15 protein-coding genes are annotated in these 12,929 nt (G+C 68.3%); 11 read left to right on the forward strand and 4 right to left on the reverse strand.

The window, feature by feature from the left end; translation table 11 throughout:
* Window positions 1-82 precede the first annotated feature (82 nt).
* Window positions 83-1,333: a hypothetical protein gene (locus tag MHY85_RS01970; RefSeq protein ID WP_239192445.1), complete on the reverse strand. Its 1,251-nt coding sequence runs from the start codon at window positions 1,331-1,333 to the stop codon at window positions 83-85.
* A 172-nt stretch (window positions 1,334-1,505) separates the two neighbouring features.
* Here MHY85_RS01970 and MHY85_RS01975 point away from each other — a divergent pair, with 172 nt between their 5' ends.
* Window positions 1,506-1,838 carry an Lsr2 family protein gene (locus tag MHY85_RS01975; protein ID WP_239192447.1) on the forward strand — a complete coding sequence of 111 codons (333 nt, stop codon included), beginning with the start codon at window positions 1,506-1,508 and terminating at the stop codon, window positions 1,836-1,838.
* A gap of 15 nt (window positions 1,839-1,853) precedes the next feature.
* A complete protein-coding gene (locus tag MHY85_RS01980) occupies window positions 1,854-3,062 on the forward strand; it encodes a helix-turn-helix domain-containing protein (protein WP_239192450.1) in 1,209 nt (402 codons plus the stop codon).
* A 641-nt stretch (window positions 3,063-3,703) separates the two neighbouring features.
* Here MHY85_RS01980 and MHY85_RS01985 read toward each other — a convergent pair.
* The 3 genes from MHY85_RS01985 to MHY85_RS01995 form a co-directional block, all read right to left on the reverse strand.
* Window positions 3,704-4,012: a metal-sensitive transcriptional regulator gene (locus MHY85_RS01985; protein WP_239192452.1), complete on the reverse strand. Its 309-nt coding sequence runs from the start codon at window positions 4,010-4,012 to the stop codon at window positions 3,704-3,706.
* Window positions 4,013-4,919: 907 nt separating this feature from the next.
* On the reverse strand, window positions 4,920-5,207 hold the full coding sequence (locus tag MHY85_RS01990; RefSeq protein WP_239192455.1) for a glutaredoxin family protein: 288 nt from the start codon (window positions 5,205-5,207) through the stop codon (window positions 4,920-4,922).
* 510 nt (window positions 5,208-5,717) lie between these two features.
* Entirely contained in the window at window positions 5,718-6,527 is an 810-nt protein-coding gene (locus tag MHY85_RS01995; RefSeq protein WP_239192458.1) for a prolipoprotein diacylglyceryl transferase, read from the reverse strand.
* A gap of 188 nt (window positions 6,528-6,715) precedes the next feature.
* Here MHY85_RS01995 and MHY85_RS02000 point away from each other — a divergent pair, with 188 nt between their 5' ends.
* The 9 genes from MHY85_RS02000 (at window position 6,716) to MHY85_RS02040 (ending at window position 12,901) form a co-directional block, all read left to right on the forward strand.
* Window positions 6,716-7,447, forward strand: a complete 732-nt coding sequence (locus MHY85_RS02000; protein WP_374232662.1) for a response regulator — start codon at window positions 6,716-6,718, stop codon at window positions 7,445-7,447.
* Window positions 7,444-8,562 (forward strand): cell wall metabolism sensor histidine kinase WalK, encoded by a 1,119-nt coding sequence (locus MHY85_RS02005; protein ID WP_239192462.1) that lies wholly within the window; start codon window positions 7,444-7,446, stop codon window positions 8,560-8,562. The genes MHY85_RS02000 and MHY85_RS02005 overlap by 4 nt, the downstream gene beginning before the upstream one ends.
* Window positions 8,563-8,653: 91 nt before the next feature.
* Complete coding sequence (locus MHY85_RS02010; protein ID WP_239192465.1) at window positions 8,654-8,968, forward strand: glutaredoxin; 315 nt, start codon at window positions 8,654-8,656, stop codon at window positions 8,966-8,968.
* Window positions 8,968-9,936 (forward strand): cytochrome c biogenesis CcdA family protein, encoded by a 969-nt coding sequence (locus tag MHY85_RS02015; RefSeq protein WP_239192467.1) that lies wholly within the window; start codon window positions 8,968-8,970, stop codon window positions 9,934-9,936. The genes MHY85_RS02010 and MHY85_RS02015 overlap by 1 nt, the downstream gene beginning before the upstream one ends.
* Window positions 9,933-10,559: a peroxiredoxin gene (locus MHY85_RS02020; RefSeq protein ID WP_239192470.1), complete on the forward strand. Its 627-nt coding sequence runs from the start codon at window positions 9,933-9,935 to the stop codon at window positions 10,557-10,559. The genes MHY85_RS02015 and MHY85_RS02020 overlap by 4 nt, the downstream gene beginning before the upstream one ends.
* Before the next feature lie 183 nt (window positions 10,560-10,742).
* Entirely contained in the window at window positions 10,743-11,360 is a 618-nt protein-coding gene (locus tag MHY85_RS02025; protein WP_239192472.1) for a DUF305 domain-containing protein, read from the forward strand.
* 174 nt (window positions 11,361-11,534) lie between these two features.
* A complete protein-coding gene (locus MHY85_RS02030) occupies window positions 11,535-11,810 on the forward strand; it encodes a hypothetical protein (protein WP_239192475.1) in 276 nt (91 codons plus the stop codon).
* An 82-nt stretch (window positions 11,811-11,892) separates the two neighbouring features.
* Window positions 11,893-12,303, forward strand: coding sequence for a hypothetical protein (locus tag MHY85_RS02035; RefSeq protein WP_239192478.1), 411 nt, complete (start codon window positions 11,893-11,895; stop codon window positions 12,301-12,303).
* A gap of 388 nt (window positions 12,304-12,691) precedes the next feature.
* Window positions 12,692-12,901, forward strand: coding sequence for a heavy-metal-associated domain-containing protein (locus MHY85_RS02040; protein WP_239192481.1), 210 nt, complete (start codon window positions 12,692-12,694; stop codon window positions 12,899-12,901).
* Window positions 12,902-12,929: the final 28 nt, after the last annotated feature.

Genomic DNA, 12,929 nt, shown 5'->3' on the forward strand with positions numbered 1-12,929 from the left:
TAGACGGCGCGGGTGGGCCCCGTCTCGGTCTTTGGACCGTTGCGTGCGTGGAACGGTGCGGCTCGACCGCGGCAAGGTGGATCTAGGACGGGGCGGGTGGGCGGTCCGGGTCGAGGAAGGTCACCTGTACCCGATCAGACAGCGAGTCGTCTGCCCAGGGGTCGTCGTGCTCCGGTGGAAGGTCGGGCCAGCGCCGGTTCACCTCCCGGTGTAGCCATTCGCGGGCGGCCTGGTACTCGTCCCCGGGTGTCACGTCGGGAGCGGCCCAGTCCGTCGGGACCTGGTCGACGCCGTCGACCGTGATCATCGGGCGGGGCCGTTCCCCGGAACGCACGCCGAATCGCAGCACCGATCCGCACGTCGATCCGACGTAGTCCGTGACCGGGTGCGCGCCATCGAAGCCGACGACGTCGTCACGTCGCAGGAGGTCGCTTACGTTCTGCCGCGCAGCTTCGGCTGGGTCAACCACCGTCACGGGAATGCCTGGGGCGATCGCTTCGGCGACGAAATGGCGCGTCTGCAGGTCGCCCGGGGGGAAGGAGTAACCGATCACGGTCAGCGACTTCGCGTGACGCAGGGCGTCGTGGGCGCGGCGCCACTGCGCCCGCAAAGACAAGTTGGAGTAGAACCCGCTCTTGGTACTGGTCGGCGGCACGATCAGCGGGACGAGGCCGTCGTGCAACGCGCGGTAACGTCCACGAGGCTCGGGCGCGGAGAACGCCGTGGACCACTGCAGCTCGGACTTCGTCAGCGTGATGCGGTCGCTGACCGGTGCGTTCGGCCCCCCGTAGGCCCAACTGATGGACCCGTGGAGCTTCAGAAGTTCCGGGATCCGGTCTCCGGAGGGCGAAGAGGAGAGCATCAACCCCACCCCGGGGGGATGCCGCTGCTCGAGCGCGACCGCGTACAGGTCGCTCCACGACTGCAGCATCCGCAGTGAGCTCAGACCCCGCTCGACCAGCAGGTCGTAGTTGAAGGAGCAAAGCACCGCCTGTCGATGCGACCAGTGCATCAGCAACCTGGTCATCCATTCGGGAGGCGGCGTCGCGGTCGCTCTCGCCTCACGCTCGACGATGACGTCCTGGACGGCTTGGCTCGCTTCGGCGAATAGGGCCTTGTTGCGGTAGTTCTGCGCGTCGGTCAGCCACGGCTGATCCACGGCGAGGTGCGACATCCATGCTTCGAAGTTCCCGCCATACGGGACCAGAGAGTCGGTGTGAAGGCCAACCCGAGGGAGGACCTCGTCGCTGAGGTCGTTCAGCAGCGGCATCGCTCCGCTGATTGCCCGGGAGAAGCCGGCACCGAGCAGGATGAAGTCGCGCCCCGGCGTCATGATCACAACCTACGGCAGTAGCTCGAGCCGGCACGTGCACCTCGCAGCGTTATTCGGTCCGACATGAACCTTCGTTACGATCTGCGCGAGTGCGCCGCTGGGCAACGACCGTCATCAACCGTCAACGTTGCGCGATCGGCTACGACACGAAACGCGATTGGACTCGGCACACATGGCTCAGAAGACGCAGATCACGCTCATCGACGACATCGACGGTTCCACCGCCGACGAAACCGTCACGTTCGCTCTGGACGGCATCAGCTACGAGATCGACCTCAACGGAGCGCACGCGAGCGAGCTCCGCGACACCATCTCCGGGTACGTCGGGCACGCTCGCAAGATCGCGGGACGCACCTCGGGCCGCACCGGGAGCCGCTCGCGCAGTGCGGGTCGGGACTACGAGCCGGCGACGGTGCGTGAGTGGGCTGCTTCGCGGGGAATCGACATCCCGGCACGCGGCCGCATCCCGAGCGCCGTGCTCGACCAGTACCGCGCGACGCGCTGAGGAGGGGCGGAGCTGGTGGTCGACTCCCACTACCTCGGGCCGGTGTCCGGTCTCGTTCCGCTGAACACCTGGGATGAGGTCGTCTCGGCGGCTCAAGCTGGTGTGCTGGACGAGAGTCAGTGGGTCGAGCTCAAGGAGCAGGTTCCTGCCTCGAACCGCAAGGCGAACACCGAACTAGCTCGGGACCTTGCCTCCCTCTCCCTCGATGGCGGGGTGCTGCTCATCGGGGTGCAGGACGACAACCGCAGGGCCGGTGTGGTCGTGGGAGTACCCCCGGAGGGCCTGAAGACGCGGCTATCGCAGGTCGCTCATGGGGCGATCAAGCCGCCGCTGCCGTTGACCGTGCGCGAGGTCACGCACCCGACCGACCCGGAACTGGTAGTTCTTGTTGTGGTCGTGCCGGCGTCGTTGTCTGCGCCCCACATGGTCGACGAGCGGTACTGGGGGCGCAGCGCGGAAGGCAAACGCGTGCTGAGCGACACCGAGGTGCGCCGCGTGCTGCAGGCGCGCGCCGAGCGCGCCTCCGGATTCACCGACCGGCTCGCCGGGGTCGCGGACCTCGACCCCCACCCGGCCCCGAATCGGCAGAACAGCCACCTGTTCCTGCTTGCCGAGCCGGTGGTGTCCGGCCTGTCCGACCGTCTCAGCTCGATGGTCGACAGGGGCCGCCTGCTGAGTTCGTACGTGGCAGCCCTCGAGCGAGGCGGACCGGACGTATCCCCGTCCATGGGTCACATCTCGTTCGTCCGCGAGCACCCGGACGGGTTCTGGATGTCGTACTCGGTCGACGACGCCCCGGAACGGGACACCCTGGTGTTGGTCGTCTGTGACGACTGTTCGATCCGTCTTGTCTCGGGCCGCGCGTCCGACACCCCCAGGACGGAACGCTTGGCGTTGACAGCGCACGTCATCACGACAGTGCATCAAGCACTACGGGTGGCCGCTGGCCTCGGTCGAGAGCACTTGGGCTTCGACGGGCAGTGGCAGGTTGGCGTGCGCCTGGACGACCTCAAAGGGGTGCGCAGCATCCGGTCGTTGCAGCAATTCGGAGCCAAGACGTACCCCGCGTACCCGAATGTTGACTACGAACGGGTCATCACGACGTCCAGCGACCAGCTCGTCGAGACGACCGCGGAGGTGGTCAGCCAGCTGCTCGGTGGCTACCTGCGGGGGCTCGGTCACTCGGAGGCGTACGAGACGCTCGCCCAGGTGAACACGATCTAGATCAACTAGCTCGTCGCCCCGCGCCTGCGGTCCCGGCCGGGGTCGCGTCCTGACCGCGACCGGAGCCTTGCGGGCCGGCTGGGCGCCGGTGCCCGCCGGTGCGCCCCCCGACGGCCCCGCCCTCACGGTGGTGTCCGAGCGGCCCCTACGCGCACCGCACCCGAAAGCCGGCTTCAGGTCCCACGATGACGTCACGCGTCCCCTGGCCCGCACCCGAAGACGATCCCATCTCGCGCGAGTTGCTGTGCTCCGGGCGTGCGGCCGTGTCTGCCGCACATCTACCTGGAGCCACCCGCCCTGTCCGAACTGCTCGCGTTCCCAGCAAGCAGTGACACCCCCTGGTGTCGGGTACGGCCGAGCCGGCGAGTGACGGCGGAGTGAGAGGGGAACGACGATGAACAACCAGGTCCCGATGTGCTGCGGGCTGCAGATGATGTGGGACGTCGACTGCTGGCGTTGCGTGCACGAGTGGACGTCGCACGTGCGTTCGTACCGTGGCCGCTGATCTTCAGAGTCTGGCGTTCGCGCGTCGGACGGCCGATCACCACTCACCTCGACAGGTCAGGTGTGTTCGACCGTCCGACGCGCTTGGTGTTGGAGGCGAAGGGAGGAACGCCAGGAACGGGCTGGTGAGCTCCGGGTCAGGACCGAACGAGCCGCGCGATCGCGTCGCTGGCTTCCTTGATCTTCAGGTCAGCGTCAGGGCCGCCCATACGCGCGGCGTCGAGCACGCAGTGCTTGAGGTGGTCGTCGAGAAGGCCGACGGCCACTGCCTGAAGCGCATTGGTCAGCGCGCTGACCTGCGTGAGGATGTCGATGCAGTACTTCTCGTCATCCACCATCTTGGAGATGCCCCGGGCCTGTCCCTCGATGCGACGCAGGCGCTTGAGGTACTCCTCCTTGTCGGAGATGTAGCCGTGGTGGGCGTGCTCCTCGGTCTGCGCGGTCATCGAAGCTCCATGGGTTCAGCAGGCGGGTTGAGGGGGGCGCTCAGGGGCCGGTGGGGCGCCGGATCGGTTGTGAGGCGGGACCGCCGGGATCGACGTCACCGAGCCCGCTGTGGCTCGCGTCGCGGCGAGCGGTGGTCTCTCGTTGCTGAGTGTATCTGGCGGCGCACCGTGCGATCGGGCTGCGTCGTGCATCAGCAACTCCGGGAGTGTGACCCTAGGTCGCGCGAGCGGCCGGTTGCCGTGCGACGTCCCGTTACTGCGACGGGGGCCTACCGTTCGCACGCGCCTTCGGGGAGTTCGGCGGGTATGCCCAGCACACCGGTCGAACAGAGCAGCACCGGCGCGGCGTGCCGGGGAAGGGCCGCGCGGGGCTGACCGAACTTCCGTGGGCGACGCACCCAGGGGGTGAGCCCGGTGCGTGGCAGAGGTGAACCGAGGCGTGGACTGTTCGGCGTCGCATCCACGACGTGGCAACAGGGTGCGACCGCGACCCGGCTGGCTGCGCGGAGCGGATCTGCACCCTCAGGGGTGGGGCACCGGCGGTGCGGGCGTCGCAGGAGCACTCGGTGCGACGGCGCACCTCCGCGAGGGCGCGATACCGCTCAATGTCCTGATCGACGAGCGCAGCGTCTTCAACTGAGCGACCGCTGGCCTCGAGGGCGCCGGGGAACAGACGGTTCACGCCCCAGACTGCTGACGCGACCCCAGCCCCGATTCCGAGGACCGCCAGCCAGCCGATCAAGCTCACCTGCCGCCTCGATCGCGCACGGCGAAGCGATATCCCATCGCGATGCGGTGATCACGCGGCCAGGTCATCGATCGGCTCCTTGTCGACTGGATCGGTGGCTAGCGAGACGGGCGCAGGTGCTGGTTGTTCGTGGCGTGCGGAGGCGCAGAACCGCGGAGTTCAGTTTGCACGGGTCGGCGCGCGACCTCGCAGCTCCTTTGCCAGTTTCTTCCGGGGCAGCCTGCCCGCGGAGAAGTATCGGCCGTCAAGCAACACCAACGGGTTCATCGCAGGTCGGTGCTCGCCGATGAGTGCCCTGCCTTCGTCGGAGTCGATGTCGACGATCCGGATGTGCATGGGGGCCTGTTCAGACAGTGTCGTGAGTGCTTGCTTGGCATCCTCGCAGAAGTGACAGGCGGGAGCGGTGACGACGGTGACGACAGGAAGGGCTGCCGGGGGAGTTGTCACGAGGCCGCCTCACATCGTCGGGAAAGGAGAAGGGTCGTCGGTGCTGGGCGCGGTCCCTGCGACGGGCTCGCCCGTCGGGTAGCTCGATGGATTGGAACGGTTCGAGCTCAAGGTGCGGTAACGGGTTGGCGACGAAGCCGACGCGCACGGCTGGTCGCCGACCTGCGGTCTTCTAGGCGGCGGCTTCATCGCGGCTGCGAGGCTGCTGGCCCGGCGTCGAGGTCGGCCTGCAGCCGTCGGTACAGATCGTCGTCGATGTCGCCGGAAGCAAACCACTCCTCAACTGCGACCCGCGGTGAGCTGCGCCGCGGAGCAGGGAAGATCCGAGCCACCGACCAGGCGGCCCAGGCAAGGATTCCTAGCCACGACGCCGCCATCACGAGCCACTCGACGGCACTCATCCGGCACCACCACATCCCTCGCGCTCCCGACCGACCGTGACCTGCTCGACGTCACCACCAGGGTTCCCGAGCACGGTCAAGTCCTCCCGTCCGCAGCATGAAGGTCTGATCAAGACGAGGCGTTCCGGGTCACCGCTGGGGCGCCAGCGGTGCTGGTGCCCGCGTCACCGTCTCCGGGCTCGATCCGCAGCGCGCCCCCTCGACCGGGAAGCACCAGCAGGACGACGCCCGCCACGATGCTGAGCATCGACCACAGCTGCGGCTGGGTGAGCCCGGCGACCACAGGTGTGTTCACGCGCAAGAACTCAACAGCGAACCGGGCTGCTCCGCTGAGCACGAGGTACCCCCCGAACAGGCCGGGGCCAGGCAGGCGGTGGCGAGCCCACCAAAGAACGGCGGCGATCGCGAACGCGGCGAGCGTGTCGTACAGAGGGGTCGGGTGGACGGGCACCGTGCTGGGAACGGCACCATGCGGGAACGCCATCGCCCAGGGCAGGTCGCTTGGTTTGCCGTAGGTTCCGTCGCCGGCGAAGAAGCAGCCCAGCCGACCGACACCGTAGGCGACCGTGAGCGGGATGGCAGTGGCACCGGCGACCTGCCCGAGGGGCAGCCGGTGGCGGCGGATCACGACGAGCGCGGACACTGTGCCCGAGATGAGCCCGCCGTACCAGGTGAAGCCCATGCCCCCGAGGTGGTGCCAGCTGAGGTCGTCGAGGTTCTCCAGCACGAAGTACACCTTCGCACCAACGAATCCCCAAACGGTCGCCCACAACACCAGGGAATGCGCGCTGTCGCGTTTGATCCCCAAACGGGAGAACGCCCGGCCCAAGAGGTAGGCGGCGATGAACGCAGCCGCGGCCTTACTCACGCCGTAGGTCTGGATATCGAGGCCGAAGATGCTGAACAGGACAGGGCGCACGTCGGGGCTTTCGTTCGTGGGGCAGCCGTCAGGGGATCGGCAAGGTCAGCGTGCCGCCCGCAGGTTGAGTGCGCCCCGAACGAACGGTTGGCGTTGGATCAAGCCCGGCGCCGTCCCAGTCGCCGTTCGATCAAGGTTCGATGAAGTCCCAGCCCGGGAGGGGACCCGCGCGGTCCGACGGAGACACAATGGCCCGCATGACCCTCCCTGCTGCACTGCGCGCTGTGGTCATCGACGACGAACGGCCGCTGGCCGGCGTCGTCGGCGGTTACCTCGAACGCGAGGGCCTGGAGGTCACGTTGTGCTACGACGGGCTCGAAGCCGTCGCGCTACTGCGCGCGACAGACCCGGATGTCGTGGTCCTGGACCTCGGGCTACCAGGGCTGGACGGGATCGAGGTGTGCCGGCAGCTGCGCACGTTCTCCGACTGCTACGTCGTGATGCTCACAGCGCGAAGCGACGAGATCGACACGTTGATCGGACTGTCCGTCGGTGCCGACGACTACATGAGCAAGCCGTTCAGTCCCCGCGAGCTCGTCGCACGGATCCGGGTGATGCTGCGCAGACCCCGACGGTCGACCGCGACACCGTCCGAGACCAGGCAGGTAACCCGGGAGCGGGTCCTGACGATCGGGGGCTTGAGCGTGAACCTCGATGCGCGCGAGGTCGAGGTCGACGGCGAGCCGGTGTCGTTGACGCGGCTGGAGTTCGACGTGCTTGCCGCGTTGGCCTCCCGCCCAGGGGTGGTGTTCTCCCGTGCTGCGTTGATTCGCGCGGTCTGGGGCGAGGGTTGGGTCGGCGACGAGCACCTCGTCGATGTTCACGTGCTGCATGTGCGGCGCAAGCTCGGCGACACCGCTCAGGAGCAGCGTTTCGTCCGCACCGTCCGCGGTATTGGCTATCGCATGGGACCGGGATGAGGACACGAGAGGTCATCGGCCCGGGCACTCTCGGACACCGTCTGCTGGTTGCGATCGCGGTGGTGCTGATCACGGCGGCGGCGACGGCGTGGGTCGTGGCGACCGTTGTGGGCCCGGCCCTGTTCCACGAGCACCTCGCCGAGGCCGGCGTTCAGGACCACGAGCTTGCGGACCTGCATGTCGAGGAGGCGTTTCAGTCGGCAAGCACGATCGCGCTCGCTCTGGCGATCGTGGTTGCCGCGGGAACCGCCTTGATCGTGAGCGTGCTCCTGACCCGACGGATCGGACGGTCGGTGACGCAGATGGCGCGTGCGGCTCGGCAGGTCGGCACCGGCCGGTTCGACGCGCGGGTCCCCCTGCCCGGGATCGGCAACGAGTTCGATGTCCTTGCCGGTGCGTTCAACACCATGGCAGAGCGCCTGGAAGCCGACGCCCGGCTTCGTGAACGTCTGATCGCGGACGTCGCACACGAGCTCCGGACTCCAGCGGCGACGATCGCGGCGTACGTCGAGGCGATCGAGGACGGTGTGCGGGTCATGGACACCGACACGGTCGCCGTCCTGCACGACCAGGCGCAGCGGCTCAACCGCCTCGCCCGCGACCTCGCAGCCGTGACCCGCGCCGAGAGCGGTGAACTGGACCTGCACCTCGAAGACGTGTCGGCCGTCGATCTGCTCGTCGCCGCCGAGCTCGCCGGGCGAGAACGCGCCGACGCGGCCGGCGTCACCCTGCAGGTGCACGCCCTGTCCGCAGTCGGGACGGTCCGCGTCGATCGGCTCCGGCTCGCGCAAGTGCTGGACAACCTGGTCGTCAACGCCGTGCGGCACACGCCCGATGGCGGGTCGGTGTCGCTGAACGCGGAATCCGCCGGACGGGGCATCGTCGAGCTGACGATCACCGACACGGGTGAGGGGATCGCCGCCGAGCACATCGACCACGTCTTCGAGCGCTTCTACCGCGTCGACAGCGCACGCGACCGGGACCACGGCGGATCCGGGGTCGGGCTGGCGATCTGCAGGGCAGTCGTTCACGCCCACCGCGGCACGATCCAGGCCGCCTCGCAGGGCCTTGGTCGCGGTACGACCTTCACCGTGCGTCTACCAGCCGCACCCTGAGACTGAGGATCAGCGGCGCCTCTCGCAGGCTTCATCGGAACTCAACGAGCACCTGACCAGACCGCAAGATCCCCCCGGCACCGTTGGAACCATGCCCGACATCCCCGGGGGGTTCGATGGCGCGGACACCCCGCGCATCACCGTCGTCCGCTCACCCGCCTGCCACCAGTGCGACTCCGCCCTCCGAACTCTCGGGTGGCTGCGCAACGTGATGCCCATGCGTGTCGATGTCGTCGAGGCGACGTCCGATGACGGTGCTCGCCTCGTGGCCGAGCACCGTGCGCCGATGAGTCCGCTGGTCCTGCTCGATGGTGAGTTCGTCAGCTCGGGGAAGCTGCGCACCGGTCGGCTGCTGGACCTGTTGCGCGCCCACGGCTACACCGTGCCGCTCGAGGCGATCCGCTGATGGGATCGCAGCTGCTGACCACCGGTAGCGTCCTCGCTGCTTTCTTCGCCGGCGGAGTCGCACTGTTTGCGCCCTGCTGCATCGTCTTCTTGGCACCGAGCTACCTTGCGGGCGCGGTGAAGAACCGCCGTTGGCGGCTCCTGCCGTTGACGTTCGTGTTCGCTGCCGGCCTCGCCACGGTGCTGCTGCCGATCACGCTCGGGGTCAGCATGGTCGCCGGAGCGATCGCCAAGTACCACGCGCCCCTGTACTACGCCGGTGGGGTCCTCATGCTCGCACTGGCGGCGTTCGCGCTGTCCGGGCGGATGTGGTCGCTGCCCAGCGCGCTGCGCGCCCCGGACACCCGCCGCGGTGACACCGGGAGCTTCTACGCCCTCGGGGTGTTCTCCGGGATCGCGTCGAGCTGCTGCGCACCTGTCCTGGCCGGGGTGATGACCCTGTCGGCGCTGTCCGGATCTCCCGGAGGCGGGTTGCTGCTCGGTATCGCCTACGTGTTCGGCATGGTCTTCCCGCTGTTCGTCATGGCTCTCATCTGGGACAAGGCACGGCTGCGTGAGCGCCGATGGATGACCCCCAAGATCGTCCGCCTGCACGCGGCCGGCCGGACACTGGTGACCAACTCGCTGAACCTCGCGGTCGCGATCGGGTTCACTGTCATGGGCGTCGTGGTGATGCTGCTGGCCGACAGCCCGGACATGACCCGAGGAACCGCGGCGCAGGCCGCGATCGGCCGCGGCCTGACTGCGCTGTTCTCCCGGTTGGAACGGTGGAGCGACCCCGTTCCCGAACCTGTGCTCGGACTGGCACTGGTCGCCCTGGCGGCCGTGTTCGTCTGGGGCACGCTCTCCGAACGCCGCCGCACGACGAAGCAAGCCGGGGCAAACCTAGACGCCCCCGGTGAGACACCCCCGACGCCCGCGGATGCCGACGGCAGCTGCCACGGTAAGAGCGAAGGAGCAGCTCGATGACGTCCGCCAAGGTCGCCCGCGACCGCCGCGCAGCCGCGATCGCACGAGTTCGCGAGGACCAGCGCAGACACGATCGACGACGCAAGCTCATCGTGAGCGGCGCTTCGGCCTTCATCGTCGTACTGATCGCCGCCGTGGTCACGGCCGCGCTGCTCAGTGCCCGCGTCACGACTTCAAGCAACCTGGGGCCCGCGCCCGACTTCACGCTCCAGACAACCGACGGCAACAGCGTCACGCTGTCCGACTTCCGCGGTTCTCCGGTCATCTTGTACTTCAGCGAAGGCGCCGGATGCGGGTCGTGCCTGCAGCAGATGGGCGAGATCGAGAAGGACGCCGCGTTCGCTGACGCCGGTATCACTGTGCTGCCGATCGTGATGAACACCGCCGAGCAGATCACCGCCGACATGAAGACCTACGGCGTCACCACGCCGTTCCTCCTGGACGACGGGACCGTGTCGAAGGAGTACGACACCCTCGGCACCGGCATGCACCAGGGGCTCCCCGGACACAGCTTCGTGCTGGTCGACGCCGACGGTGAACGCGTCTGGTCTGGGAACTACCCCTCCATGTGGCTGGCTCCCGAGGCCCTGCTCAAGGAAGTGCAGGAACGACTGACCGACTGACAGCCGCCGGATCCCGAAGGGAGCATCACGGGCGCCCGTCCGCGCCCACGTTGCCGCGACCGCGTCTGCGCAACCGCCGCGGCAACGACCCGCCGATCACGATCACACCGTGGCCGACAGCACGACACGCCCGTCGCCCCACCCTCGGCCGCGACAGGCACCACGCCGACCAAGGAGCGACCCATGTCCTCGAAGAAGACCCGCGCCGTCGCCGGCACCGCCGCGACCCTCACGCTCGGGATCCTGCTCACCGCCTGCTCGGCAGGTGAGGCGTCCACCAGCGACCAGCAGAGCCCCGCAGCGTCCTCGGCTACCGCGGCGACGTCCGTCGAGCACAACGACGCCGACGTGGAGTTCGCGCAGATGATGATCCTGCACCACCAGGGCGCACTCGACATGGCCGTCCTCGCCGAAGGACGAGCCCAGAACGAGCAGGTGCAGGACCTGGCCGCACGCATCCAGTTCGCGCAGCAGCCCGAGATCGACCTCATGACCTCCTGGCTCAAGACCTGGGGCGAGGAGCCTGCCGCGAGCGACGACACCATGGGCGGCATGGACCACTCCGGCGGCCACACCGGCATGGCGGACGACGACCAGATGCAGCAGCTGCAGGACGCCGGCGCGGACTTCGACCGCATGTTCCTGGAGATGATGATCGACCACCACACCGGCGCGATCACCATGTCCGAGGAGTACCGCGACAACGGGCAGAACGAGGACGCCCTCCAGCTCGCCGACAAGATCATCGCCGACCAGACCGACGAGATCGCCGAGATGGAGAGTCTGCTCGACCAGATCTGACGCGGCCCCCGAACGCAACGCCACCGGCCTCGCCCCCCTGAGCCGGTGGCGCTGCTCTGCCTCAGATACCGCACCGGCTTCATCGATCCTTGACCGGTACTGCCGGACGGACTTCACCGGCCCGGATCATGCTGGAGATGACCCAGCCGCTCGCTGAGCAGACGGAGAACGACCTTGATCAAGCACCACCTCAAGCACATGGCGCTCGGAGTCGCTGTCATCCTGGGGCTGCTCCTGGCGTTTGGTGTCGATCTGTCCACCGCCTTCCGCTACGCACTCCTGCTGGCGTGCCCCCTGGGAATGGCGGCGATGATGCTGTTCATGGGACGCGGCAGGGACCGCAGCCACGGGCATCAGGGGTCTCACGACCACCGTGGGCACGAACGCGTCGCTGCGAACGCTGGTGGCGAGAACCGGCCCACCCGCGACGAGCACGAGCCGATCGCCTGACAAGGACCGACATCTCCACGCCTGCGCAAACCTCCATCGACGCTGAGTCCGAAACCCACGATGGCCGCGACAAGTTGAAGACATGCCCTCGCACCTGACCCCATCCGAGGCGCACCCCGCTGCACAACCCGGCCCGCGTCGCTCACGAACGCGATCGCTCTGGTCCACCGCGACCAGCGGCGTCGGGGCCGTGCTCGGCATCGTGCCGCACCTGTTGCACCACATCGGCCCGTTGGTTGGCACGGCGGTGGTCGCCGGTTCAGGGGGCACAGCTCTGTTCGCGGTTCTCGGGTTGCTGGCGTCCCTTCCGATGCTGCGCAGACTGCATCGGCGCACGGGCTCGCTGTGGGCGCCCGCGATCGCGTTGGTGCTGTTCATCGGAGCGTTCGCGGTCTCCACGTTCGTCGTCGGTCCGCTCATCAGCGACATCGGCTCCGCGCCCGCAGGCGAGGACGTGCACGAGAGCCACCACACCAGCGGCGGTGAGTCCTGATCGAGGCGACCGCCGGACCGGTGCCCCTGCTGTGCTCCCGGCGTCGACGCGTGATCGCAGCGGCGTAGGGCCAGCACGATCTGAGCTGATCTCAGCTGGCAACGACAAGAGGCAACGTGCACCCCGGCGTCGTGCGCCGGGGTGGTTCGCAGCAGCCCCTGGGGATCGGGTCACCGGACTGCTCGGGTTGTGGCGCGACCCGAACACGCACAGGGCCTGCCCTGACGTCCCGACGCGATCTGCGCCGGCCGGTTGGCGCCCCGACGCGCGGGCGCGGGCAGAACGGGGGTCGACGTGCGATCCGGCCGTTCGGAATACCCCCAGGGGGTACCTGTGTTACGGTGGCGAAGGTACCCCAGGGGGGTACCCCGTCGAAGAGGAGAGAACCATGGCTGTGATCGAGTTCCAGGTGACCGGTATGACCTGCGGGCACTGCGAGATGTCCATCCGCAACGAGGTCGGTCAGATCCCCGGCGTCGAGAACATCGATGTCAGCGCCCAGACCGGCAAGCTCGTCGTCACGGCGTCCCAGCCCGTCGAGGACGGCGCCGTGCTCGCGGCCGTCGACGAGGCCGGGTACTCCGCGGTGCGCGTGTGAACGCCGGCGCGCGCCTCGGACTGTACGC

Source organism: Cellulomonas sp. ACRRI (assembly GCF_022346185.1).
Taxonomy (GTDB): Bacteria; Actinomycetota; Actinomycetes; order Actinomycetales; family Cellulomonadaceae; genus Cellulomonas.

Bases quoted from the DNA above. Each gene is read 5' to 3' on its own strand.
- MHY85_RS02020 (WP_239192470.1), top strand. From the start codon at position 9,933: ATGACGTCCGCCAAGGTCGCCCGCGACCGCCGCGCAGCCGCGATCGCA.
- MHY85_RS02010 (WP_239192465.1), top strand. From the start codon at position 8,654: ATGCCCGACATCCCCGGGGGGTTCGATGGCGCGGACACCCCGCGCATC.
- MHY85_RS01970 (WP_239192445.1), bottom strand. From the start codon at position 1,333: ATGACGCCGGGGCGCGACTTCATCCTGCTCGGTGCCGGCTTCTCCCGG.
- MHY85_RS02035 (WP_239192478.1), top strand. From the start codon at position 11,893: ATGCCCTCGCACCTGACCCCATCCGAGGCGCACCCCGCTGCACAACCC.
- MHY85_RS02040 (WP_239192481.1), top strand. From the start codon at position 12,692: ATGGCTGTGATCGAGTTCCAGGTGACCGGTATGACCTGCGGGCACTGC.
- MHY85_RS01975 (WP_239192447.1), top strand. From the start codon at position 1,506: ATGGCTCAGAAGACGCAGATCACGCTCATCGACGACATCGACGGTTCC.
- MHY85_RS02015 (WP_239192467.1), top strand. From the start codon at position 8,968: ATGGGATCGCAGCTGCTGACCACCGGTAGCGTCCTCGCTGCTTTCTTC.
- MHY85_RS02005 (WP_239192462.1), top strand. From the start codon at position 7,444: ATGAGGACACGAGAGGTCATCGGCCCGGGCACTCTCGGACACCGTCTG.
- MHY85_RS01985 (WP_239192452.1), bottom strand. From the start codon at position 4,012: ATGACCGCGCAGACCGAGGAGCACGCCCACCACGGCTACATCTCCGAC.
- MHY85_RS02000 (WP_374232662.1), top strand. From the start codon at position 6,716: ATGGCCCGCATGACCCTCCCTGCTGCACTGCGCGCTGTGGTCATCGAC.
- MHY85_RS02025 (WP_239192472.1), top strand. From the start codon at position 10,743: ATGTCCTCGAAGAAGACCCGCGCCGTCGCCGGCACCGCCGCGACCCTC.